The organism is Ruegeria sp. N11, from assembly GCF_056531525.1.
Genome location: NZ_JBQFLX010000006.1, coordinates 182,458 through 205,962, shown reverse-complemented (window position 1 = coordinate 205,962; position 23,505 = coordinate 182,458). Strand labels below are relative to the sequence as shown.

The 23,505-nt window shown below is 57.9% G+C and carries 18 protein-coding genes; 8 read left to right on the top strand and 10 right to left on the bottom strand.

Annotated elements, in window-relative coordinates; all coding sequences use genetic code 11:
• Genes ACR0J8_RS08690 through ACR0J8_RS08675 form a run of 4 tightly spaced genes read left to right on the top strand, consistent with a single transcriptional unit; the run spans position 1 to position 4,269 of the window.
• Positions 1 to 894 carry a 2-dehydro-3-deoxygalactonokinase gene (locus tag ACR0J8_RS08690; RefSeq protein ID WP_480523442.1) on the top strand — a complete coding sequence of 298 codons (894 nt, stop codon included), beginning with the start codon at positions 1 to 3 and terminating at the stop codon, positions 892 to 894.
• A complete protein-coding gene (locus ACR0J8_RS08685) occupies positions 891 to 1,496 on the top strand; it encodes a 2-dehydro-3-deoxy-6-phosphogalactonate aldolase (protein ID WP_480523440.1) in 606 nt (201 codons plus the stop codon). The genes ACR0J8_RS08690 and ACR0J8_RS08685 overlap by 4 nt, the downstream gene beginning before the upstream one ends.
• Positions 1,493 to 2,353, top strand: coding sequence for an SMP-30/gluconolactonase/LRE family protein (locus ACR0J8_RS08680; RefSeq protein WP_480523439.1), 861 nt, complete (start codon positions 1,493 to 1,495; stop codon positions 2,351 to 2,353). Before ACR0J8_RS08685 ends, ACR0J8_RS08680 begins: the two co-directional genes overlap by 4 nt.
• On the top strand, positions 2,350 to 4,269 hold the full coding sequence (locus tag ACR0J8_RS08675; protein WP_480889707.1) for a beta-galactosidase: 1,920 nt from the start codon (positions 2,350 to 2,352) through the stop codon (positions 4,267 to 4,269). Before ACR0J8_RS08680 ends, ACR0J8_RS08675 begins: the two co-directional genes overlap by 4 nt.
• A gap of 38 nt (positions 4,270 to 4,307) precedes the next feature.
• Here the strand turns inward: ACR0J8_RS08675 and ACR0J8_RS08670 are convergent, their stop codons facing one another.
• The 9 genes from ACR0J8_RS08670 to ACR0J8_RS08630 form a co-directional block, all read right to left on the bottom strand.
• The gene (locus tag ACR0J8_RS08670; RefSeq protein ID WP_170611232.1) at positions 4,308 to 5,585 is read right to left on the bottom strand and encodes an ABC transporter permease subunit; all 1,278 of its coding nucleotides are present in this window, start codon (positions 5,583 to 5,585) and stop codon (positions 4,308 to 4,310) included.
• On the bottom strand, positions 5,582 to 6,502 hold the full coding sequence (locus ACR0J8_RS08665) for an ABC transporter permease (RefSeq protein ID WP_170611235.1): 921 nt from the start codon (positions 6,500 to 6,502) through the stop codon (positions 5,582 to 5,584). The genes ACR0J8_RS08670 and ACR0J8_RS08665 overlap by 4 nt, the downstream gene beginning before the upstream one ends.
• A 12-nt stretch (positions 6,503 to 6,514) precedes the next feature.
• Positions 6,515 to 7,627: an ABC transporter ATP-binding protein gene (locus tag ACR0J8_RS08660; RefSeq protein ID WP_170681330.1), complete on the bottom strand. Its 1,113-nt coding sequence runs from the start codon at positions 7,625 to 7,627 to the stop codon at positions 6,515 to 6,517.
• Positions 7,628 to 7,743: 116 nt separating this feature from the next.
• Complete coding sequence (locus ACR0J8_RS08655) at positions 7,744 to 8,868, bottom strand: extracellular solute-binding protein (RefSeq protein WP_170611241.1); 1,125 nt, start codon at positions 8,866 to 8,868, stop codon at positions 7,744 to 7,746.
• A gap of 142 nt (positions 8,869 to 9,010) precedes the next feature.
• Positions 9,011 to 10,984, bottom strand: a complete 1,974-nt coding sequence (locus tag ACR0J8_RS08650) for a beta-galactosidase (protein WP_480889702.1) — start codon at positions 10,982 to 10,984, stop codon at positions 9,011 to 9,013.
• Complete coding sequence (locus ACR0J8_RS08645; protein ID WP_480523432.1) at positions 10,981 to 12,627, bottom strand: amino acid ABC transporter permease; 1,647 nt, start codon at positions 12,625 to 12,627, stop codon at positions 10,981 to 10,983. Before ACR0J8_RS08645 ends, ACR0J8_RS08650 begins: the two co-directional genes overlap by 4 nt.
• A 74-nt stretch (positions 12,628 to 12,701) precedes the next feature.
• Entirely contained in the window at positions 12,702 to 13,451 is a 750-nt protein-coding gene (locus ACR0J8_RS08640; RefSeq protein WP_170611251.1) for a basic amino acid ABC transporter substrate-binding protein, read from the bottom strand.
• Positions 13,452 to 13,473: 22 nt separating this feature from the next.
• Positions 13,474 to 14,520, bottom strand: coding sequence for a LacI family DNA-binding transcriptional regulator (locus ACR0J8_RS08635; protein ID WP_170681324.1), 1,047 nt, complete (start codon positions 14,518 to 14,520; stop codon positions 13,474 to 13,476).
• On the bottom strand, positions 14,520 to 15,272 hold the full coding sequence (locus ACR0J8_RS08630) for a sugar phosphate isomerase/epimerase family protein (protein ID WP_480523430.1): 753 nt from the start codon (positions 15,270 to 15,272) through the stop codon (positions 14,520 to 14,522). The genes ACR0J8_RS08635 and ACR0J8_RS08630 overlap by 1 nt, the downstream gene beginning before the upstream one ends.
• Positions 15,273 to 15,485: 213 nt before the next feature.
• On the opposite strand from ACR0J8_RS08630, the gene ACR0J8_RS08625 reads away from it, so the two are divergent.
• The 3 genes from ACR0J8_RS08625 to ACR0J8_RS08615 are packed head-to-tail and all read left to right on the top strand — an operon-like array spanning position 15,486 to position 19,319.
• On the top strand, positions 15,486 to 17,684 hold the full coding sequence (locus tag ACR0J8_RS08625; RefSeq protein WP_480523428.1) for a family 1 glycosylhydrolase: 2,199 nt from the start codon (positions 15,486 to 15,488) through the stop codon (positions 17,682 to 17,684).
• 25 nt (positions 17,685 to 17,709) lie between these two features.
• Positions 17,710 to 18,636: a carbohydrate kinase family protein gene (locus ACR0J8_RS08620; protein WP_480523426.1), complete on the top strand. Its 927-nt coding sequence runs from the start codon at positions 17,710 to 17,712 to the stop codon at positions 18,634 to 18,636.
• A gap of 17 nt (positions 18,637 to 18,653) precedes the next feature.
• Entirely contained in the window at positions 18,654 to 19,319 is a 666-nt protein-coding gene (locus ACR0J8_RS08615) for a D-lyxose/D-mannose family sugar isomerase (RefSeq protein ID WP_480523424.1), read from the top strand.
• 1 nt (position 19,320) lies between these two features.
• Here ACR0J8_RS08615 and ACR0J8_RS08610 read toward each other — a convergent pair whose 3' ends face one another.
• Entirely contained in the window at positions 19,321 to 21,030 is a 1,710-nt protein-coding gene (locus ACR0J8_RS08610; RefSeq protein ID WP_480889694.1) for a tetratricopeptide repeat protein, read from the bottom strand.
• A gap of 252 nt (positions 21,031 to 21,282) precedes the next feature.
• Here ACR0J8_RS08610 and ACR0J8_RS08605 point away from each other — a divergent pair, with 252 nt between their 5' ends.
• Positions 21,283 to 23,337: an alkyl/aryl-sulfatase gene (locus ACR0J8_RS08605; RefSeq protein WP_480889692.1), complete on the top strand. Its 2,055-nt coding sequence runs from the start codon at positions 21,283 to 21,285 to the stop codon at positions 23,335 to 23,337.
• The last annotated feature ends 168 nt before the right edge of the window (positions 23,338 to 23,505 follow it).

The window sequence follows — 23,505 nt, the reverse complement described above, 5'->3', positions numbered from 1 at the left end:
ATGAACACAGAATGGATCGCGGTTGATTGGGGAACCTCCCATCTGCGCGCCTGGACAATGCAAGGCGATTCCGTGCTGGATCACGCCCAATCTGACCGAGGCATGTCACGTGTTGCGGGGCGCGATTTTCAGCAGGTCCTGCTGGACCTGATTGGAGGCTGGCTTGGCGCCGGCCCGACCGATGTGGTTGCCTGCGGCATGGTTGGCGCCCGGCAGGGTTGGGTCGAGGCCCCCTACTCTGCGGTTCCGTCCGCGCCGCTTCCGGATATGCCAATCCGTGTGCCGGGCACTGATCCGAGTATTCGCGCGTTTGTGGTGCCGGGACTAAAACAGAACGACCCCGCCGATGTCATGCGCGGCGAAGAAACCCAGATCGCAGGATTTCTGGCAACACATCCAAACTGGGACGGTGTGATCTGCCTGCCCGGGACACACACGAAATGGGTTCAGGTCAGCGCTGGCGAGGTCGTCAGTTTCCGCACGTTCATGACTGGCGAAATGTTTGATCTGCTTCAGGGACAATCGGTCCTGCAACACTCGGTTGGCACCGGCTGGGATGATGCCGCTTTTGCGGAAGCCGTAACAGACATCCTTTCAAAGCCGGAGCAGATGGCGGCCCGTCTGTTCGGCCTGCGCGCAGCCGACCTGCTGCATGGCCAGGGCAAGGACGTGGCGCGTGCGCGCTTGTCCGGTCTGCTGATCGGTGCGGAACTTGCAGCCACGCGCGCCTACTGGCTGGGCCAACAACTGGCCATCATTGGCGCGGAAGGACCATCAGAGGTTTACGCCAAGGCGCTACAGCTACAAGGTGCGTTTGTGGAAACGGCGGACGCCACTTTAGTAACACTGGCAGGTCTGGCTCAAGCGCGTCAACTCACGAGGCAAACCGCATGAGCCGTCCGATCATAGCCATTTTGCGCGGATTGCGCCCGGATGAGGCAGCCCCAGTTGGTCAAGCGCTGCTTGAGGCCGGTATCGACCGGATCGAAGTCCCCCTGAACTCTCCTGACCCGCTGGAGAGCATCCGCATTTTGTCCGCCACCTTCGGCGATCGCGCCCTTATTGGTGCAGGAACCGTGCTGACACCAGAACAGGCCGAGGCGGTTGCAGCCGCTGGTGGAAAACTGATCGTTTCCCCGAATTGCGATGTGGATGTCATCAGCAAATCGGTCGCGCTGAACATGCAAAGCTGGCCGGGCGTCTACACACCAACCGAGGCATTCGCTGCACTTCGCGCCGGCGCCACCGGGTTGAAACTTTTTCCCGGCATTCTTGCCGGTCCCATGGGACTGGCAGCGTTGCGCCCTGTCCTTCCCGACGGAACACTGGTGTTTGCCGTCGGCGGCGCGGGCCCGGACAATTTCCGGGACTGGATCAGGGCTGGCGCGGACGGTTTCGGAATCGGATCAGCCCTGTTCAAACCGGGAATGAGTGTCACGGACATTGCCGACCGCGCCGGACAGATCGTGGCGGCGTATGATGAGGCCGTGGAATGACCGAAATCTATGACGATCGTCCCTGCGCGTTGGGCGAAGGGCCGCTCTGGCATCCGGAACGGCAGCAGTTGTTCTGGTTTGACATCCTTAACCGGTGCCTGATGACAAGGGATCAATCCGGGCAAAAAAGCTGGGATCTTGCCGAACATGTTTCTGCAGCTGGCTGGGTGGATCTCGACACGTTACTGATTGCGTCGGAAACGGGATTGTGGCGCTTTGGCCTGAGCAATGGCAGAAAGGAACTGGTCACACCGCTTGAAGCCGATAACCGGGTAACACGTTCGAATGACGGGCGGGCTGACCCTTGGGGCGGGTTCTGGATCGGGACCATGGGTAAACAGGCTGAACACGGCGCCGGGGCGATCTACAGATATTGGCGGGGAGAGTTGCGAAAACTGGTCCCGGACGTGACAATCACGAACGCGATTTGCTTCTCGCCTGATATGTCCTGCGCGTATTTCGCGGACACCGCTGCCGGGCAGGTGCGTCGTTGGAAACTGGAGGGCAAAACCGGTTGGCCCATTGGCGACAGCTCGGTGTTTCTGGACTTTCGCGAAGCCGGGCTGAACCCTGACGGAGCCGTAACGGATGCCGCAGGCAACATCTGGATCGCGCAATGGGGGGCTGGCCGTGTCGCTGTTTATAGTCCCGAGGGCAGTTTTCTCCGCGCGGTTTCCGTTCCGGCCGCCCACACCTCGTGCCCCGCATTCGGTGGTGAAGACCTGACCACTTTGTTCTGCACAACGGCCCGCCAGGGTCTGGATACGGACGCAATCGAAGCACAACCCACCAATGGCATGACCTTCGCCGCCCACGGCGCTGGTCAGGGTCGGGCAGAATATCGGGTCATCCTATGAAGCCGGAATTGGGCGTTTGCTATTATCCCGAACATTGGCCCGAGGAAATGTGGGAGAATGACGCCAGAAGCATGATCGAGGCCGGCCTGCATTGGGTTCGGATCGGGGAATTTGCCTGGAGCCGGATGGAACCGCAACCGGGAGAATTGCAGTTCGACTGGCTGGACCGGGCGATTGAAACGCTTGGCTCGGCCGGTCTGAAGATTGTTCTGGGTACGCCAACGGCAACACCACCACGCTGGATGCTGGACCGTCATCCGGACATGCTGGCAGTGGACGTTGTGGGGAACCCTCGAAAGTTTGGATCGAGGCGTCACTATTGCTTCAGTCACAAGGGTTACGCGAACGAATGTGGCCGCATCGCCCGGATCATGGGTGAGCGGTACGGGCGCAATCCTCATGTCGTGGCCTGGCAAATCGACAACGAATACGGCTGTCATGACACCACAATCAGCTACAGTCCGGCGGCCTTGCAGGCTTTCCGCCTTTGGCTCGCCGCCGAATACACGAGCATAGACGCGCTGAATGAAGCCTGGGGTAACGTGTTCTGGTCAATGGAATACAGTGAATTCGACCAGATCGACCTTCCAAACCTGACGGTGACCGAGCCGAACCCGGCGCATGTCCTGGCCTTTCGTCGCTTCAGTTCTGATCAGGTCGCGGCTTTCAATAAGGTGCAGGTAGATGAACTGCGTCCGCTGACGGGTGCACCATTGCTGCACAACTACATGGGCCGCGTGTTGGAATTCGACCATTTCGCGGTGGGCAAAGACCTCGATATCGCCACGTGGGACAGCTATCCCATCGGTTTTCTGTCTGACAGGCTTGAAGCGGATGAGGATAATAAATCTGCGTTTCTGCAGCAGGGTGATCCGGACATGCAGGCCTTTCACCATGATCTTTATCGTGCAGTTGGTCACGGGCGCTGGTGGGTGATGGAACAACAGCCCGGACCGGTGAACTGGGCCCCCTATAACCCAGCCCCCCTGCCCGGAATGGTTCGGCTTTGGTCCCTTGAGGCCGTTGCCCATGGTGCCGAGGTGATCAGCTACTTTCGTTGGCGGCAGGCCCCGTTCGGGCAGGAACAGATGCATGCCGGTCTGTTGACACCGGACAATCGCCCCGCTCCTGCATTGGATGAGGTCAGGCAGACCGCAGACGTTCTGACCGGATTGGGGGAAGTGAGGCCATCGCGTGCTCCAGTTGCAATCGTGTTCGACTACGCCTCGGACTGGGCTTGGAGAACACAGCCGCAAGGTGCCGGTTTCGATTACTTTCGGCTGGTTTTTTCGGCCTATTGCGCCCTTCGCCGTGCTGGGTTGTCTGTTGATTTCGTAACTTCAGCGGACAAGTCCGCGGAAAAGTACAGGCTGATCCTTGCCCCCGGTCTGGCAACGCTGGATGACGGGTTTGAAAGCAGGCTGTCGGAAAGCTGTGATCTCGCCATCCTCGGGCCCCGAACAGGGGCAATCACATCTGAATTTCAAATACCCCAGACAGGCCGTCCCGGCCTGAAGGCACTTAGTTGCAATGTTGACCTTGTGGAAACGCTACCCCCCAACGTTGACCGCGCGGTCGTCGGCGGCGGAGCTGCGAAACACTGGGTCGACCGCGTGTCAGGGGACGCCCCCAATCTGCTTCTGTTTCAGGACAAGTCCCCGGCGCTGAAAGGCGCTGATGGGCTTTGGTATCTGGCGGGGTTTCCGGACGAGGCCCTTTGGGACCGCGTGATTGCTTTGGCCGCTCAAGAGATTGGCCTGTCCTTGCAACCAATGCCACGTGGCCTGCGCCGCCGCGAAACTGCGGATCACGAGATCCTGATTAACTACAACGCTGATCCCGTGGAATGGAACGGCCATGTAATTGATGGATGCGATGTGATCATCCTAAATCGCAAACCGCCCGAACAAGACTGACTTGTCCGGGCGGTGGTCTGGTGTTGGGCGAGTTACGTCTAGTCGCCGCTGTTCAGGCTGTTGGGGTCAAATGCCCCGCCGAAACCGCCGCTTCCACCGTTCGAATCCGAGGGCTGTTCTTCGGGTTCCGAAGCACCGTCGCTCTCCTCTCCGCCCAGTGTATTTGGCGCGAACACGTTTCCAAAGCCGCTGTTGTTCGACGGCTTCGGAGCCGATTGCTGGGCGTCGCCCTGTTCGGCCTGTTCCGCCTCGCGCTTTTTGCGCTGTTCTTCGCGCTGCTTGCGCAGCTCCTGAATCCGCTGTTCTGCCTCCAGGCGCTTCTCTTCTTTCACGTTGGCAATGCACTGCGCGGGGTTATACGCCGTAGCAGTACCCACAACGGTGATCGTTGCGACCGAGAAGATAACCAGCAATACGGCGGCGGTGTTGCCTGAAAAGAAGCTGGGCAGTTTGATCTTGCCAGCCAATTCCTCAACCGTGGCCTGTTTGCGGGCCGCCGCGACCAGTTCCTGACGTTTCAGCTTTGCCTCGTTCAGCAAGGCAAAGAACACGGTCAGCGCCACGATGATGAAGGCCAGGGCCGAGATCGCAGGCGTGATACCATAGCGGACCTTCTGCGCCAGTTCGATTGTCAGGGTCGGGTATTCACCGAAGGTGAAGGTGGTCGTGTTGTAGTTCTCGAACGAAGCGAGGAACGCCAACACTGCCGCCGACGCAATCGCAGGGCGCATGAAGGGCAACAGAATCTTGCGGAACGCCTGGGCATGGCTTGCCCCGAGATCCAGCGCCGCTTCGGTCAATGCCACATCATAGCGCTGCAGACGCGCTACCAGCACCAGCATGCAATAGCTGGCAATAAAGGTGGACTGGCCGATCACCGTCAGGAAGATACCGTTGGACAGGAAGCTGTCAGCCCCCAGGCCCAGAAACCGGTTGATCCTGTCCCAAAAGACCAGGGTCGAGATACCCAGAACAACACCTGGGATCAGGATCGGCGCGATGATGACGGTGTAGTAGGTCGCGCGAAGCTTGGGCCAGATCTGGGTCAGCATCAGCGCCCCGGCCAGACCCATCGCCACCGACAGAACAACCGTTCCGGCACCGATGATTAGCGAGTTCTTGATGCCATTCAGAATACGCTGATCCTGAAACAACTCGCCGAACCACTGGAAGGTCAGGCATTCCCACGGACTCATCCTCGGGAACCCGGACGAGTTGAAAGCGGTGATCGACATGATCACCAGCGGGCCCAGCAGGTACAGGAAAAAGATGACCAGATAGACCCAGATGCTTATGCGGAGGAAGGAATTATTCATTTCCCGATGTCCCCCATGTTCACTTTGAACACACGCATCATCGCCAGAACGAACAGGATACAGGTCACCAGCAGCACGATGGCGTAGGCGGCCCCCTGCGGCCAGTCATTGTTGTCGTTGAACTGCTGATAGATCAGCTGCGTGAACCACAGCGACGATGGACCGCCCAGAATCTGTGGCGCGGCCAGCGCACCGGCGGACAGCATGAACACCATGGTACAGCCAGAACTGATACCCGGTTTGGCATATGGAATGACCACGCGCCAGTGAATCCGCCACCAGGGCGCACCCAGATCCCGCGCCGCTTCGATCTGGTTTTTGTCCAGACTTTCAATAACGTTATACATCGGGAAAATCATCAGCAGGATATAGGCATAGCCTAGGCCGGCATACAGCGCGATATCGTTGCGGATGAAGTCGAACGGCGTATCCCATATCCCCAGTCCCACGAACAGCGTATTCAGAACACCGGTCTCGCCAAAGATAATCCGCAGGGCAAAGGCGCGCAGGATTTCATTGATCCAGTATGGAATGATCAACATGATCGCGAAAATACGGATTTGATTGCCCTCGGTCTGGCCCAGATAATAGGCAATCGGATAACAGATGATCAGGTTGAAGATCGTCACGCAGACCGCCGCGACAAGCGTTCGAAAGAACACCCGCAGATCGACCACGTTATAATCCTGACTACCACCTTCGGGGCCATAGATCAGGTATTTGTAGTTCTCCAGCGTATAAACGTCCTTGGGCCCGCCGATTTCAGGCGGCGGAAGGTTTGGACGGAAAGAGAAGTCCAACATCGACAGCTGAGGCAAAATGATCAGGCCAATGGTCCAGAAGACCACCAAACCCAAAATTGCCAGTCCCATGCCGGTGCCGTTGCGATTGAAAAATTCTTTCAGAAACCGGGGCATAAGTTCTTCCCCTTATTCCGCTGCCAGCTCACCAGCAGGAACCAGAACCGCGTTGCGGGTCTCGTATTCCAGCGTGATGTTCCGACCGGTGTGATCCTCGAAAGACTGTCCGTGGTTCGGGATCGACACTTTGATCTCTTTGCCGCCTTCACCTTCGGTGAAAATGTTAAAGACGTTGCCCTCGAATTCTTCGTGGTTGACGCGGGCAGTGACGAAATGATTGCCCGTTGCACTGTCCGGCGCTATGGCGAAGGCTTCGGGACGGATGAACATCATCGCGTCGTCGCCTTCCTTCATCTTGCCCTGATTGGCGGTCGAAATCCGTGCAACCAGCTCACCCGAGCGGTTGGTCGAAATCAGGGCCTCATTGCCCATCACTTGCTTGATCTTGCCGCGGAAGACGTTGTTTTCGCCCACGAAAGAGGCTGCAAAAGCCGTATTGGGATCGTTGTAAATGGTTTTACCGTCGGCGATCTGGTCGATGACACCTGCTCGCATAACGGCGATGTTGTCCGACATGGTCAGCGCCTCACCCTGATCGTGGGTGATGTAGATAAAGGTGATGCCCACACGCTGTTGAATTTCTCGCAGTTCGGTCCGCATGTGCTGGCGCAGCTTGAGGTCCAGGGCGGACAGTGGTTCGTCCAGCAACAGAACATCGGGTTCGGCACACAGGGCACGTGCGATTGCCACACGCTGACGCTGACCGCCCGACAATTCGCTGGGCAGTTTGTCGCCCTGCCCCGGCAGCGCGATCATATCCAGCAGTTCGTCCGCACGTTTGCGACGTTCGGCAGCGCTGGCGCCCTTGATTTCCATAGAGAAGGTGATGTTTTCCCAGACCTTCATCAGCGGAAACAGGGCCAGGTTCTGAAAGATCAGCGCAGTAGGACGCTTGTTGGGCCCGATCCCCCGCATATTGTTGCCGCCGATCAGGACGTTCCCTTCACTCGGCTCCAGAAAACCCGACACGGCGCGCAGGATGGTTGTCTTGCCGCAGCCCGAGGGGCCGAGGAACGAAAAGAAGTCGCCCCCGTTGATGTTTACGTTCGCATCTCGCACGGCGACAAAATCACCGAAACGGATCCACAGGTTTTCCAGATCGACTCCGACCCCTGCACTCATTTTTGGTATCTCCCTGGAGCACGGCCCGCGACCGTGTCACATTTCTGTCCGTCGCACCGGGGCGGCGTACGGAAACAGCCCCCCGCGCCAGCGCGAGGGGCCAGATTTCAAGGCGATCAGGCGCTCTTGAACTTGTTGACGAACTCGGTCCGGGTTTCCGCGTACCAAGGTGCTTCGGCCGGCCACGGATTGAGGTTGGCCAGCGAGTCGCCTGGATAGGCCTCGGCGAAGTTCTTCTTGTAGGTGTCGCCCGAATATTGGTCGGCACCCAGCACCGGCGAGTTGTAGCCGTGGCTGTCAATTGCAACACCGGCAGGCTTGGCTTGATAGGCAAAGTCGATGAACGCATAGACTTGGTCGATATTCGCCGCACCTGACGGCATCGAAATACCGTCAACCCAGGCCATCGCACCTTCAACAGGCGCCTGATAGTGCACAGGCTCACCGGCAGATTTCAGGGCCAGCGGCGGGCCGTCCCATGTTTGGCCGACAACGACGCCTTCATTCAAAAGACCGTTCTTCTGTGTGTCCGCGTCGTTCCAGATCAGCTTGATCCGGTCCTTGCGCGCGATGCACCAGTCGGCGATCTGACCCCAGACCTTGCGCATGGTCTCTTCGTCGCCATATGCGGCCCAGACCGAACCCGGCTCCATCTCACCGGAACGCTCCATATAAAGACCGGCACCCAGCATCATCGAGTGCGCACGGCCCATGGTCTTGCCGGCGTTTTCCTCGGACCAGACGTCGCCATAAGACGGTGCGTCGCCTTCAGGCAGCCACAGATCAGTGCGATATGCGATGCCTTCGGTGCCCCAGATATGCGGCAGCCAGTGCGCGCCACTATCGCCGAAGTTCCAGGCATCCGTGCCGATCTTCGCCATCGCCGGGTTCACCAGATCAATCGGAACCTTGTTCATGTCAAACGGCTGCAGCAGTTCCAGCGGCTCCCACTGGAGCGAGCGGTTGTTGGTGGGCGAGATGATGTCAAAGCCCTGGCCTTTGGTGGCCTTCATCTTGTTGATGATTTCTTCGTTCGACCCGATACCGGTGTAGTTGACCTTGATACCAGTCAGGGTCTCGAACTCTTCGATGAAGGACGGCGGCAGGTAATCCGACCACATCAGGATGTTGATCTCACCCGAAGATGCCAAAGCGGACTTGCTGTATAGTGGCGCTGCCAGCGCCGCTGCACCGGCCCCTTTAAGGACTGTACGACGTGTTACAGTTTTACGGTTTTCCATTGAGTGTACTCCCATTGTTGGAACGTCTTGTTTTTGTTTTGTAGTCGCAGGCTAGAACTTTGCGGCAAGCCTGTCAGGCCAAAAGTGACAGTTGACAAAAATAATAGGTCCAGATCGTCGGCCAACCGATTGGAAAACCTGGTTAAGCCACTGAGCCATCACGCCAGATGGCCAGGTCACACGGGCCAATACTGGCTCGTCCGACCAAAAATCGGCGGCTTTTGTCTTCTGGCAATGTTACTGCGACGTCACCAAAATTGAATGCGAATGTCAGGTCGCCACGGCGGGTGATGCGCACGTCAGGCCCAAGATCACTGCCAATTACTCCTGCCCAGTCCAAAGTTTCGGCGACAATCGCGTGCAGCAGCCCTTTTCGCGGAATCATCGCCAGGTAAGTGGCGCGCGCCGAACGCACGGCCGCCGGACTTCCATCGCGGTAGGGGCTTTCGAATCGCGCGATAACCTCCTGATCCGTCTCCACGATCTCGCGCCAGCCTGTGAACACATGCATCTCTCCACCAGTCAGGCGAACGCGTTCTGCCGCCAAATCCGGCAGCGACTCCACCCGCAGGACACGCAGTCCGGTCAAATCTGACAAAAGTCCGGGTGCCAGCCCCTCGGGGGTATGCATGTCGGGCGTTTTACTGCCAGAGCGTGCGCCGATCAGCAATTTTGCCGTGCAGTTCTTCAACTTCTCGGCAAGATCGGGTGTGATGATCATGCTTTGTGGCAATACAACCAGCGCATAGTCGGACAAATCGCTGTCCGGCCCCACGAAATCCAGATCCACCCCATACCGCCGGAATGCGGCATACCAATCACGCACGATCTGCGCGTTTGGAAAAGCATCGTCATGCGGAAGGATGTCCGCAGCCCAAATCGACTCGTAATCCAGCAGCATGGCGACCTGCGCCCGGTCACGGACTTGTTCCGGCAGGTTTTCGCGTTCCCCTGCAACCTGCGCCAGCTCAACCGATGCCTGATCAGGGCTGCCATCCGATCTCTGCAAAGCAGTGTGGAATTGTTCCTGAGCGAACTTGGCCTGGCGCCACCGAAAAAACATCACTGCCTGCGCGCCGTGCGCATAGGCCGCCCACGTCCATAGCCGCACCATTCCATCCGCTGGCGAGGGGTTTTTCTCTGCCCAATCCACCGGACCTGGCTGCTGTTCCAGCACCCACATCCGGCCATTTCCCTGACTTCGGTAAAGATCGCAGTGAAACCCCTGATAATCCGGTGCCCCGGTGCGTAGGTACCGGTGCTTTTCCTCGTCCGTCAGCGTCGAACCTAGCAAGTTTCCCAGCGGGTAACTGTCAAAACCCACGATGTCCAGATCAGCACCAACGGCGTGATGATCAAACTCGAAACTGCCCGCCATGAAGTTATGCGTGATGTCCCGTCCCGGTGAAAACTGCCGCAGGATATCCACCTGGGTCCGATTGAACAGCCGCACCCGGTCCGAAGAATACCGCGCGAAATCAAGCGAGTGGGTCGGGTTGGGCATGGCAACCAACCCGTTCGGCAGCCCGATCTGCTCAAAGTCCGAATAGACCGTGCTCCAGAAAACCGTTCCCCAAGTCCGGTTCAGGTTTTCAATCGTCGCGTACCGCTCGGCCAGCCAGCGCTGAAAACCGCGGCGCGCCGCGTCCGAATAGCTGAGAACGGTATCATGGTCATTGTATTCATTGTCGATCTGCCAGGCGTGAACACAGGGGTTTTGCCCGTAACGGCGGGCATATTCGGTGGCGATCCGCCTGGCTTCGGCCAGGTAAATGTCGCTGGAGAAACAGTAATGCCTGCGCGATCCGAACCCGCGCACCCGGCCATCCGGACCCACAGGAAGGATCTCAGGATGCTGATCAATCAACCATTTCGGCGGCGCGGCAGTTGGCGTGGACATCATCACGCGCAAGCCAGCCTCGCCCAGAATGCCAATCACCTCGTCCAGCCAGCCCCATTTGAACCGCCCGCGCTCAGGCTCAATCAGACCCCAGGTGAACTCGGCAATGCGCACCCAGTCCAGCCCCATGTCCGCCATCCGCGCAGCATCGTCACGCCATTGTGACGCGTCCCATTGTTCCGGGTAGTAGCAGACCCCAAGTTCCAGTTTACTCATCTGTTTTCTCTTGCGGTTCGCCGCTCGATCCATTTCAGGAAACTGGCGCAGCCAAGGGTAATGACCACGTACAGAATGGCCGCGGTGTTAAACGGAGCGAACGGCAGAAAGCTGGCGGCCTGAAACTCGCGCATGCGCTGAGTCATATCGCGCACCGACAGAATTGACAGCAATGACGTATCTTTGATCATGGCGATGAATTCATTGCCCAATGGGGGGGTCACGATCCGCAGCGCTTGTGGCAGAATGATCAGCCGCGCGGTCTGCCAGCGCGACAGGCCCAGTGATCCGCCCGCCTCGATCTGTCCACGTGGGATGGCTTCGATGCCGGACCGGAAGATTTCGGCCATATAAGCCGAATAGCCCACCGAAATGGCGATGATACCGCGGGTCATATTGGTCATGTCGATGCCGCCGCCAGTGGCATCCTTGACCGCGCCCGCCAACGGGAGACCGATATAAAGGATGATCACCAGCATCGGTATGCCCCGTATCGTGTCCACAAAGAACTCGGCCCCGACCGCAAGAGGATGCAGCTTGTGCTGCGCCCCACCTATCGTCAGGGTCAGAAGCAGAAAGCCGAAAACCGCAAAGGCCAGTGCCGGGTTTCGGTATTTGTCGGGTAGGAAAGTGGTCTGCCAGATCACCGGATACCCTTTGGTATTTGTCCCGGCGGGAACAAAGGCACCCGACACGCTGTCCACGGACTCGATCTGATCCAGTGCGCTGGCGGCATCGGGTGCGCTGCGAATGCGATATTGCTGACCTTCGCCGCCCTCGAATTCGCCAAACCGAATGATGTCTGCCTGCGCCTGCGGCGTACCGCGCACAATGGCAATGCGGGCCTCGGTTGTACCGATCAGTTCATAGCTGACCTGCGGCTGCATGAAGAAAAAGGCCGAGACTGCCAGCAGGGCCAGACTGATCGAGCCATAGACCACCGTTGTTCTGGCCTTGGGCTTGAAAGATTGCAATCCGACCCAGATCAGCCCCAGGATCGCGGCAAAGATATAGGCAAATATTGCCGCCCGGAAGGTGATTGCGACACCGGTCGCAAACTGCCAGTGCGCCATGAACATCAGATAAAACAGTGCGGCACCGGTAAGAATCTCTAGCCCCAACCGGACATACCCGCGCATCGCAGTTGGCAGGTTTGGCGAAATCAAGATCACGGCTACCAAAGCCGCATAAACGCAAAGCAGTATCTGCAAACCGCTCTGAACCTGTTGAACCACTTTCGGAAAAAGAACCCATGTCTGTTCTGATCGGTCTATAAGCGCTGACGTATTTTCGCTGAGTGCGTGAAAGAACACGGATTCGGCAAATGGCATCAAAATTTGTGGGGCCACGAAGCCCAGAACCGCCAGCGCTGCGGCCGCTGGCAATGCCGCCAAGGCTGCACCGCGCAACCACAAGGGCGCGACCGTCTGAAACCGGGCGCTGCGGGCGCACAGATAACCCAGCGCGGCTACTGTCAGGATCAGCAGGAACCCGACAAAGATCGCGCCTGCATTGTTGCCAATACCCAGAATGGCAATCAGGGATCGCAGATATTTTGAAGACGTTGCAAAGAGATAGATGATAAACGGAGCCGCGGCGAGCAATACAAGATTGCTCGGCCGGATCGAGCTGAGGCGGGACATGGGATTTCTTCGACCTCTCTGCTGGGGTTGGATCCGGCGGTCAGAACCGCCGGACCTTCTGTTCGTTCAGAGGATCACTCGGTACTCCAGTACTTGCCGACCAGGGCATCCAGCGTGCCATCTTCCTTGATCGCCGCCAGCCCTTCGTTGATCGCGTCAACGGTGGCGTCACCTTCCTGAAACACGATGCCCAGCGGATCGGACTGCAGACCGGTGATGCCCACGGTCAGTTCACCTGCAAACTCCTGCTCGTACGCCGCAGCCGAAGTTCCGTCGATGATGACGCCCTGCACATCGGCGTTCTGCAGCGCCAAAATGGCGGCCGAGAAATTATCATACAGGCTGACATTCTCACGCCCGACCAGTTCTTCGGCCAGCTGCGCATTGGTGGTACCGGTTTGCGCCGCCAGTTTCTGGCCGCCAGCCTTGAAGTCATCCAGTGTCATGTCAGAGTTATCGACCTGCAGCAGGATGGCCTGGCTGACCACGATATAGGGGTCCGAGAAATCCATGGTTTCTTCGCGTTCCGGCGTGATCGACACGCCCGAGATCACCAGATCGAATTCGCCCTGTTGAAGCGCCGCAAAGATGCCGTCCCACGCGGTGTTCACGAAGTTCGGAACGCAATTCACCTTTTCACAGATCGCGTTCATCACATCCACGTCAAAACCCACGATCTGGCCGGTGGATTCATCAACGGTTTCCATCGGTGGATAGGTGGCATCGGTTCCGATTTTGAGCACGCGCCCTTCCAGATCGGCGGCCATGGCCACGGGTGCGGTCAGCGCGGTCAGCGCCGCTGCGGCAAACAAGTTCTTGAACATTTTCGTCTACTCCTCTGTTGGTTCAATTTGTGTGCGCCGTTTGCGGCGCGGCGGTGTCAGGTTGCCGCTCGATCAATCTGGCCCTGATCTTTTTTTGTGTCCTTGTGGGGTCGGCCCCCTCCAGCGTTTTCAGCATGTACTCGCCCAGCAATTGGCTGGTCTCTTCGATCGGAACATAATAGGTGCTGGGTGGCGGCACGAAGTACCGACTGAGTTGCAGGTCATCGGTCGAGATGACCACAAGATCCCGCCCAATCCTGACGCCAGCGCGATGCGCGCCGGACAATACACCAAGCGTCATCGCTTCGTTTGCGCATATGCAGGCGCTGGGTCGGTTCGGCAGGCGCATCAGATCATCGAAAACCCGCTGCCCCGTTTTTGCAGTGACCGGACCGTTGAAGATCAGTTCCGGCTCTACCGGCAAACCACCGGCCAACAGTGCGGTGGCATAGCCTTGCTGTCGTTGCGTCGCATAGATCAGATTCTTTGGCGGGTTGGCCAAGGCGATACGTCGGTGCCCAAGCCGGATCAGGCGCGCCGTTGCATCATGCGCTGCGGCCTGACTGTCCAGATCGACGTAAGCATGTGGGGCTTCACTTTCGCTCATGCCCATGGTGACGAAGGGAAAGTCTTTTTTCTGCAGGAACGCGATGCGCGGATCGTCGTGTAATGTACCGGAGAAGATCACACCATCGGCCAGCCCGTCCTGAACAATCCGGCCCAGTTTTGCCATTGCATCTGTGACGTCCGAGACGCTGAACACACTCAACTCATACCGCGACCCCTGAAGGGCACTGGAGATTCCAGCCACGATACGGGTGAACTCCACCCCTTCCCACTCATCGGCCGTGTCCGGGGATACGCTGACCAAAACCGCAATGCGATAGGATTTGTTGGTGCGCAGTTTCAGCCCGTCCAGATTGACCCGATAGCCCATTTTAGCTGCTGCGGCCTGGATCACTTCGCGCGTTTCCGCCTTGACCGAAGCCGCCCCGCGCAGCGCATTGGAAACGGTTCCCACCGAATAGCCGGTTTGTCTGGCTATCGACTTGATCGTCGCCCGCGCCATTACCCGACCCCGGCCAAAAACTGGTCGCACAGGAAAAGACGACCGGATTTGAGTATTTCGGCGTGGTTTTGCGTGTCGTCATGTTCGACAAAAATGTCAGTGCAGGCACTGTCGGCCAGGGCCTGCAACACCAGCGCCCAGTCGACCAGCCCCTGCCCCGGCGCACACCAGAGATCATCCTCGGGCCCGGCTCGGGGCTTCACGTCCTTTGCGTGCGCCGACGTTATCCGGTTGGAATATCGGTTCAGTAGATGGTGGGGTTCCGAAACGGCAGATGCCAGCCATCCTATATCCGGCTGCCAATACAACGCCTTTCTGGACAATATGATATCCAGCGGCGTTTCGCCCCTGGGGCCGACCAGTTCAAAGTCATGGTTGTGATACGCCAGACATATGCCGTGCTCAGCCAGACGCGCGGCCCAGCTTGCCAACTGGCCCGACACTACCCACCATCCCTGGGCAGTGTCGGGCCTGGCCTCGGGCGCCAGCCAAGGCATGACGGCCACTCGGCATTCCAAACCCTTCAGCAAGGTGATGATTTCTTGGAACCGGCTTTCGAAGTCTTCCCATTCAAAATGTGCCGACCGAACCTTCAATCCGGATTGCCGCACCTGCTTAATCATTTCCGATACAGAGAGACCGTAAAACCCGACCGTCTCAACATCGGCAAATCCGCAGCGCGCGACCAGATCAAGCTGAGATCGCAGATCGCCAAGCTGGCGCACGGTATATAGCTGGGCTGATATCCGCATTTACACCGGTTTAAGTTCATTGAAACGTTTCAATCACCGTGAAACAACCCGCCCTTCTTTGTCAAGCTCCGAAAAAAGCTGATGTCCCGACCGGATTCCAAGACGGGTACTTGAGCAGAAGAAGTCATTTTTGACTGCGCATACATCTGGATTGCCGCAAAAGGACCTGATAAATGGTAGCGCAATCATTCCCGACCCCGGCAGGTTCCGAGCATGAATTTCAAACGCAGCGACTTTCCCAAAGATTTCCTCTTTGGCGTGGCGTCACCTGCCTGCCAGGGCGAGGAAGCCAACCGGGATGATGCACGTCAGATGGGGCGGGAAACACTTACGGCTTCGACACAAAACTCGGATGGTTCGGCGTATGACCCCCTCAGCAAGCTGGAACAGTGGCTCGATCCGGTAAGCGAAGCCGGGTTTGACGGCTTGGCTTTCACGGTCAGCTGGACGCGGGTGATGCCCGAAGGCCGCGGCGCGGCCAGCCCGGATGGTCTTGATTATTATGACCGGCTGGCAGACGCTTTGCTGGACCGTGGCATACGCCCCTGCGCCACCCTGTTTCACCAGGGCTTGCCCACGGCGCTTGCGGACCTGGGGGGGTGGCGAAATCGCGACATTGCCGGTTGGTTCGCTGACTTTACGGAAATCATAATGGGCCGTGTCGGCGACAGGATGTACAGCGTCGCGCCAATTTGTTCGCCACTGGACGTTATTGAATCAAATCGCCAAATCCCTGGACAGCGCTTTACACGAACTACGGCGCGTACCATGCACCATCTGCTTTTGGCGCATGGGCAGTCGATCCAGTCCATGCGCGGGCTGGGCATGACAAATCTTGGCGTCATGCTGGATATCGATCAGGCTGAAATTGCGACTGCTGATGACCAAGGAGAGCGCACAATCGGGAATGGCTCCCGATCATACGTGCGCCACGTCAACAACGCCCTGTTCCGCAAAACCTATCCCGTAGACGAACCGAACAAGTTGGAGCAACTTCTGCCACACGGTTGGCAGGATGATTTCGAAACGATTGGCGCGCCGATAGACTGGTGTGCCCTCAACTGTGTTTCGTGCGAAGTCGTCGATCCACCAGACGGGTTTGAACAGAAAACCAGTCCCGAACTGCCGAAGCTTCTGTTACACATACAACAGGAGTACACCGGCGACCTGCCCATCTATGTCACCGACGGCATTCGGCGGAACCTCGGTCAGCGCGCAGTTGAACAAGGGATCGAACGCCTGAACCAAGCTCTTGGAGCGGTTCAATCTGCAACGGGTCAAGGCGTGCCTGTCGAAGGGTTTTTCGCCCGATCCTTGCCTGGCGATGATAAGTTTGCAGAAAACGGATCGTTCGAGGCAATAAAGAACGCGTTGTCAAAAGTAGAGGTTCTGGCGCGTCCCATGGCGCAGCCTGCCGGTCGCATGCACGAACATTGGAACCTGGTTGCCGATATCGGTGGAACCAACACACGGCTCGGAGTGATTTCGAACGGGCAACTGACTGAATTGCGAAAACACCCGACGGGCAATCTTTCCCAGTTGCTCACGGCCTTCCACGAGTTGAGGGACGACATCGGAACTGACCCGCGCGCGGTGGTCGCGGCCGGGGCCGGGCCGGTAAAAAATGGAACGATCCGGTTGACCAACGCCCATCTGGACCTGTCCGAAACAGACATCGGGCGGGCAACGGGCGCGCAGAATACATTCGTCATTAATGACTTCACCGCGGCCGCCTGGTCGGTGGCGGAAATCTCATCAAGTGATGTCGATGTCCTGCAAGGGTCCGAAACACCTCCGCCCGGAACCCGTCTGGTGGTTGGACCGGGCACTGGTCTTGGCGTTGGCGCATTGCTCTACTCGGAAGGGCGCTACCATACTGTGTCGGGCGAAGGCGGCCATATCGGCCTGTCCCCGCGCCATGATGACGAGGTCGAGGTCTTCCGCGCTGCCCGAAGCATCGCGCCCGACTGTTTCTTTGACGGCAGTCTGGTGCTGGAGGCCGAGATGTTTCTGAGCGGCACCGGCCTGCCGGTTCTGTATCAGGCTATTGGCCTGGCCGCGGGTCATGCCGACACGCCAAAACGCAACGCCCGGGACATCCTGCAGGATGCGCGCGCGCAAACTGATCCGTTCGCGGCGAAGGCGGCGCAAATGTTCACCACGCATCTTGGCGCCATGATGGGCGATCTGGCGGTGACCCTCATGCCAATAGGTGGCGTTTACCTGGTTGGCGGCGTGGCAGAAAAGAACCGCTGGCTGTTTCGTGACGCATTTCGTGCGGCCTTCAATGCAGGTGGCCGCTTCAGTGAGTTGCGCCGGTCCATGAACCTCTATGTTTCAGAGCAGTCTGAATTCGGCATAATCGGTGCAAACAACTTCTGCAATAACGCCCTGCGGGGCAAGGGCATCTGATCTCCAATCCGAAAGGACTCCTATCTTGATCCTGTGTTGTGGCGAAGCTTTGATTGATATGATTGCCTCTCCGACGCTGTCCGGGGAACAGGGGTTTGTGCCCCATTCCGGCGGTGCCGTCTTCAATACAGCCATTGCACTGGGCCGTCTTGGCGCGCCGGCCGCGATGCTGACAGGTTTGTCTACGGACATGTTTGGCCGACAACTGGAAAAGGCGCTCAACGACAGTCATGTCGATACCACGCATCTGATAGCATCAGACCGCCCAACAACGCTGGCCTTTGTGCAATTGCAGAACGGGCAAGCCACATACAGTTTCGTTGACGAGAACACCGCAGGACGCATGCTGCGCCCCGAAGACATGCCAGAACAGCTGACAACGGTATCAGCAATGTATTTCGGCGGGATAAGTCTGGCGTGTGAGCCTTGTGCTGATGCGTATGCCGCGTTGCTTGACCGCCACGGATCGGATCGCGCTGTCATGCTGGATCCGAATATCCGCCCGGGCTTTATCAAGGAACCGACCAGATACCGCACCCGCCTGAACCGCATGATTTCGCAAACCGATATCCTCAAGGTTTCGGACGAAGATTTGAACTGGATCATACCGGGCCCGGAACCTTTGGAAGAAAAGGTGCCTTTGCTGCTGCAGGCCGGTCCTGCCGTGGTTTTGGTCACTCGGGGCAGCGATGGCGCTTCCGGGTATCTTGCTGATGGATCGAACGTCTCGGTGCCAGTGAAACCGGCAGAGGTGGTCGACACGGTAGGCGCCGGCGACACATTCAATGCAGGCGTGTTGGCCCAGTTGAACGGGTCGGGTCATCTGACCAAACCGGGCTTGCGTAATCTGTCCCGCACCCAGTTGTGCGCGGCCCTTGAAATGGGGGCCGAAGTAGCCGCCGTTACCGTATCCCGCGCCGGGGCAAATCCGCCGTGGCGGCACGAGCTATAAGAAAAGGAAGGTCTTTCGTGAAACGATCCGAAATCAATCGCATCAAGGCAGAAGCTCAGGCTTTCATCCAGTCTTTCGGGGCGGTTCTGCCACCCTTTGCGGACTGGTCGCCCGACGAAATCCGCAGCCCGCAAGCTTCAGGTATCCGCGAACGAGGGTTGGGCTGGGATATCACCGATTACGGACAAGGTCGGTTTGATGAACTGGGTTTGTTTCTGTTCACCCTGCGCAATGGCGACGTGACCCAACTAAATCAGGGGCGTGGCATGCTGTATGCTGAGAAACTGCTGATTTCGCGGGACAAACAGCTTTCGCCCATGCACCGGCATATCATCAAGGCTGAAGACATCATCAACCGTGGTGGTGGTGACCTGGTTATGGAAATCTATGGATCTGACGCCGGGGGCGGCATAGACCGCGATAATGCCGTGACCGTACCCAGCGACAGTTGCCCCGTGACAATCCAACCGGGCGAGCATCTGCGGCTGAAACCGGGCCAGAGTGTCACACTCATGCCCGGTATCTGGCATGCTTTCTGGGCGGAACAGGGCGATTGTCTGATTGGTGAGGTGTCCACGGTTAATGATGACCGTACCGACAACGTGTTCGAAGATCCCATTCCCCGCTTCGCCTCAATTGAGGAAGACGTGGCCCCCGACTTTTTGCTGGTTGCAGACTATTAAATCAGGTGTCGCCGGGCAGTCCGGCGTTGCTGAGACTGCGCAGCAGTTTCTGCTTGAATGCTTCATCCAGTTGCCAGATAGAGAGTGTTTTCAGCGCGTTGGCGGAAAACTCCGGCTGAAGTCTCAGCAGGTCACGGATTGCAGCCTTGGCGCGATCCGGCTGACCGGCTTCGTGACTGAGGGCGGCGTGCCACAGATGCGTCCAGAAAAAATCCGGCATCTCGATCTGGTTCAGCTCGGTCAGGGCCTGTTCGAATTCACCCTGATCAAACAGGTAGAAGACACGCGGGAACCGATACCAATGGGGGTAAACCGGATTCAGCGCAATCGCGCGATCCACCAGTGCCAACCCCTCATCCCAGTCTCCGCCGAAGGCCCGGCGCATACCATAATGTGCCAAGATGGCCGCATCATTTGGATTAAGGTCAATTGCTGCCGCACCCGACTTCCGGAAACCATCCATGTCACCCATGACAAACCTCAGGTTCGCCAGCATCAGATGAGCCGTCGGCAGGTTGGGATCGATCTGCAACGCCCGGCGCGCAGCCACGTTTGCAGATTGCAGTACCTGAGTGCGATCGCCACCCAGATTGAACCGGACCTGCTGCAGATAAAGGTTCGACAGAACCGCCCATGCCTCGGCGTAGTCAGGATTTTGGTCAACCGCTTTCAGAATGCAGGATTTGACCTCGGCGTGGCGACTGAGGTTTATGCGGATCTGATAGGCGTAATACTCGAGAACGCAGTCATAGGCGTCCCGGTTTCTGGGCGGTGTACGGGCTGCGGACCGCATCGCGTCATGTGTCAGCAATCCGTATTTGCCGGCCAACTGCCCGGTAACGTCCCGGACTATCTGATCCTGAGCACGATAGATCTCGGACGGGGACCGCCCGACAGAATAACTGCGCACCCAGACATACCGCGCCTCGGCCAGATTGATCAGCCGCGCTGACAAGCGCAGGGAATCTCTGGTTTCCAGAACGCTGCCTTCAAGCGCGTAGTCCGCTTTGAATTCAGTCCGGAGCGTCTGCGGGTCGGTGTCGCCGCCCCGAAAACGGCCAACCGTCCCCAGTGGCAGAACCCACAAATCGTTGAACCTGATCAGTTCGGTCGTCAGTTGTTGCGTAATGCCATCAGCCAGAACCAAGGACGCCTCGCCCAATGAGTCAAACGGCAAGACCGCAATGATTGGCCCCTTGGGCAACCCCGGGTCTCGTTCCGAGGGCGGGTCATACAAGACAGACCATCCCGCCCAGATCACTGCACATACCATCCCAAGGCACGACGCCAGAATTATTCTGGTGGATCGCGACCGGCCTTCCTTTTTCATAGGCTCTGATGCGGGTTGAACAGAACTGGGTTGGGCAAACGTCATCCGTTCGAACCGCGGCGCATAACCGCCCTTGGGAATGCTGAGACGTATCGGATCGTCGCGACCAGGACCGGCATAGTACCCATCGATGTCCTGACGTAGACGGCGCGCTTCAAGCCGGACAACCGGATCGGATTGCTGATCGAAACTGGCATCGCGGTCAAAGACCGACATGGCAATCGACACGCCCTTGATATGGCCGGCCCGGCCGGCCAGGTATTCGTCGACCACATAAGCCAAAAAGGCCCTGCGCTGGGGCGTCGCTGAAAACTCTGGGTGGTCAAGAAGGCGCTGCAGCTGCGTGCGGATATCCCGCTCTGATATGGCCAAATCCGGCATCCAGTTCTGAAAAATGGTTTTGTTATAGTCTCTTATGGCAAATGTTTCGCCGCTTTTACATCTACTACCGCCCAGGTAGCAACATGTTCGCACTTCACGAGCGCGCGCGAATGCATAACAGCCTTTGCTTCAACAGGAGTTGCTGCAGGTGATCGGTTTGTCTTTCCAAACTTCCACGAATGCGGAACGGAACATCTGAACACGCTCCTGAAAACCACGATCGAGCATTTATCAATTGGAGCTGCCCAACCTATGGCACGTCGACACATTCTGGCCCTTTCCACCGCATTGCTGACTGTCTCCGCCAGTCTTGTAGCCGCACAGGAGCATTTTGATCCCAAGGGTAAACTGCCCTCGGAATTCACGGTCAATTTTCAGGAAAAATTGCGCAACACCCTGCCGTTCGAGGATCAGCGGGATTTTGAAGAAAGCCGTAAAGACCTGATCGCCGTTCCCGATTATCGCCAGATCACGACCGAAGACGGCACAGTGGCCTGGGATATCGGCAGCTATGACTTCCTGCTGGAAGACGGACAGGAGTTCGATTCGATCCACCCGTCGCTGCAACGCCAGGCAGTTTTGAACATGAACTATGGCCTGTTTGAAATTCTGGAAGGCCAGATTTATCAGGTGCGTGGCTTTGACCTGTCAAATATTTCCTTTATCCGCGGCGAAAGCGGCTGGATCATCTTTGACCCGCTGGCGTCGAAGGAAACCGCCGCGGCCGCATTGAAACTGTTGAACGACACGGTGGGTGAGTTGCCGGTCAAAGCGGTGGTTTATTCACACTCTCACGCCGACCACTATGGCGGTGTGCGCGGTGTCATCACCGACGAAGATGTCGCCGATGGCGTTGAAGTCATCGCGCCTGCCGGTTTCATGGAACATGCCGTTTCCGAGAACGTTTATGCGGGCAACGTGATGAACCGCCGGCTGTTCTTCCAATACGGCGTTCTGCTGCCGCGAAATCCTTACGGCCATGTGGACCAGTCGATCGGCAAGAACATCTCGGCCGGAACCACCGGCCTGATTGAACCGACCCGCTATGTCTCGGATGACTATGAAGAGATCACCATCGACGGCGTGCGCATGATCTTCCAGAACACACCGGGTACCGAGGCCCCGGCGGAGATGAATACCTACTTCCCCGACCTCAAAGCGTTCTGGGCGGCTGAAAACATCACCGGCACCATCCATAACATCTACACTCTGCGCGGTGCGCTGGTCCGTGATGCGCTGAGCTGGTCCAAGCATATCAACGATGCGCTTTACGAATTCGGGCAGGATGCCGAACTGATGTTCGCCTCGCACTCATGGCCGCGTTTCGGCAATGATCGTATTCAGGAGGTGATGCGGGCACAGCGCGACACCTATGCCAACCTCAACAACGGGGTTCTGAACCTGGCCAACAAGGGCGTGACCATCAATCAGGTCCACAACGTCTATGAGGTGCCGCAGAGCCTTCAAGATCAATGGGCGGCACGCAGCTATCATGGCTCGGTCGAGCATAACAGCCGCGCGGTGATCAACCGCTATCTGGGTTATTGGGATGCCAACCCGACGACGCTGACGCCCCTTTCGCCCGAAGACAGCGCACCATTGTTTGTCGAGATGATGGGCGGCGCCGGACCGATCATGGCAAAAGGTCAGGAACTGGTGGCTGCCGGGAGATATCTCGAAGCGACCGAGATCCTCAACAAACTTGTCTACGCCGAGCCGCAGAACCAGACCGCCAAGGACTTGCTGGCCGATGCCTTCGAACAGATTGGATATCAGAAGGAAAGCCCATCGGTCCGCAATTCGTTCCTGGGCGCGGCCTATGAACTGCGCAATGGCATCCCTCAGGGCGCCACCATCGAAACCACCGGCCCGGATACGATCAAGGCCATGCCGACAAGCATGTGGCTGGACTTTCTTGGCATCCGCGTCAACAGCGCCAAAGCGGCAGGGATGGAGTTCACGATTAATCTGACGATCCCCGATCGGGACGAAAACATCGTCGTCGAGATGAGCAACGCCACGCTGACCCACATCGTGGGCCAAAAAGCTGATGACGCCGACCTTTCGATTGCTCTGAACCGTACCGACCTGGAACAGGTCATGACCGGAGAGCGGAAGCTGACAGATATGCTGGCGGACGGAACGGCGAAGTCCGAAGGCAATGCGGATCTGGTGGCGCAACTGGCCTCAACTCTGGACCAGTTCGATCTGGGGTTTGAGCTAATGCCCGGGACCGGCGCGCAGGACCTGACGGCCCCTGCCAACGATTTTGCTCAGCCACCTCTTGCGAACTCCAACGGCGGCTGATTCCCCGATCAGCCAACCGGTTCCTTGTCACAACGAACCGGCAACGTTGTGGAGGGCAGGTTTGTCCTGCCGGAAGACGGGCTGCCCCAGCGGCCCGTCTTTTTCGCCTTTCTTGTGAGGCTAGAATGTCTTTTTTGCCGCCGAACGCCACCACAGGGACGTGCGTAA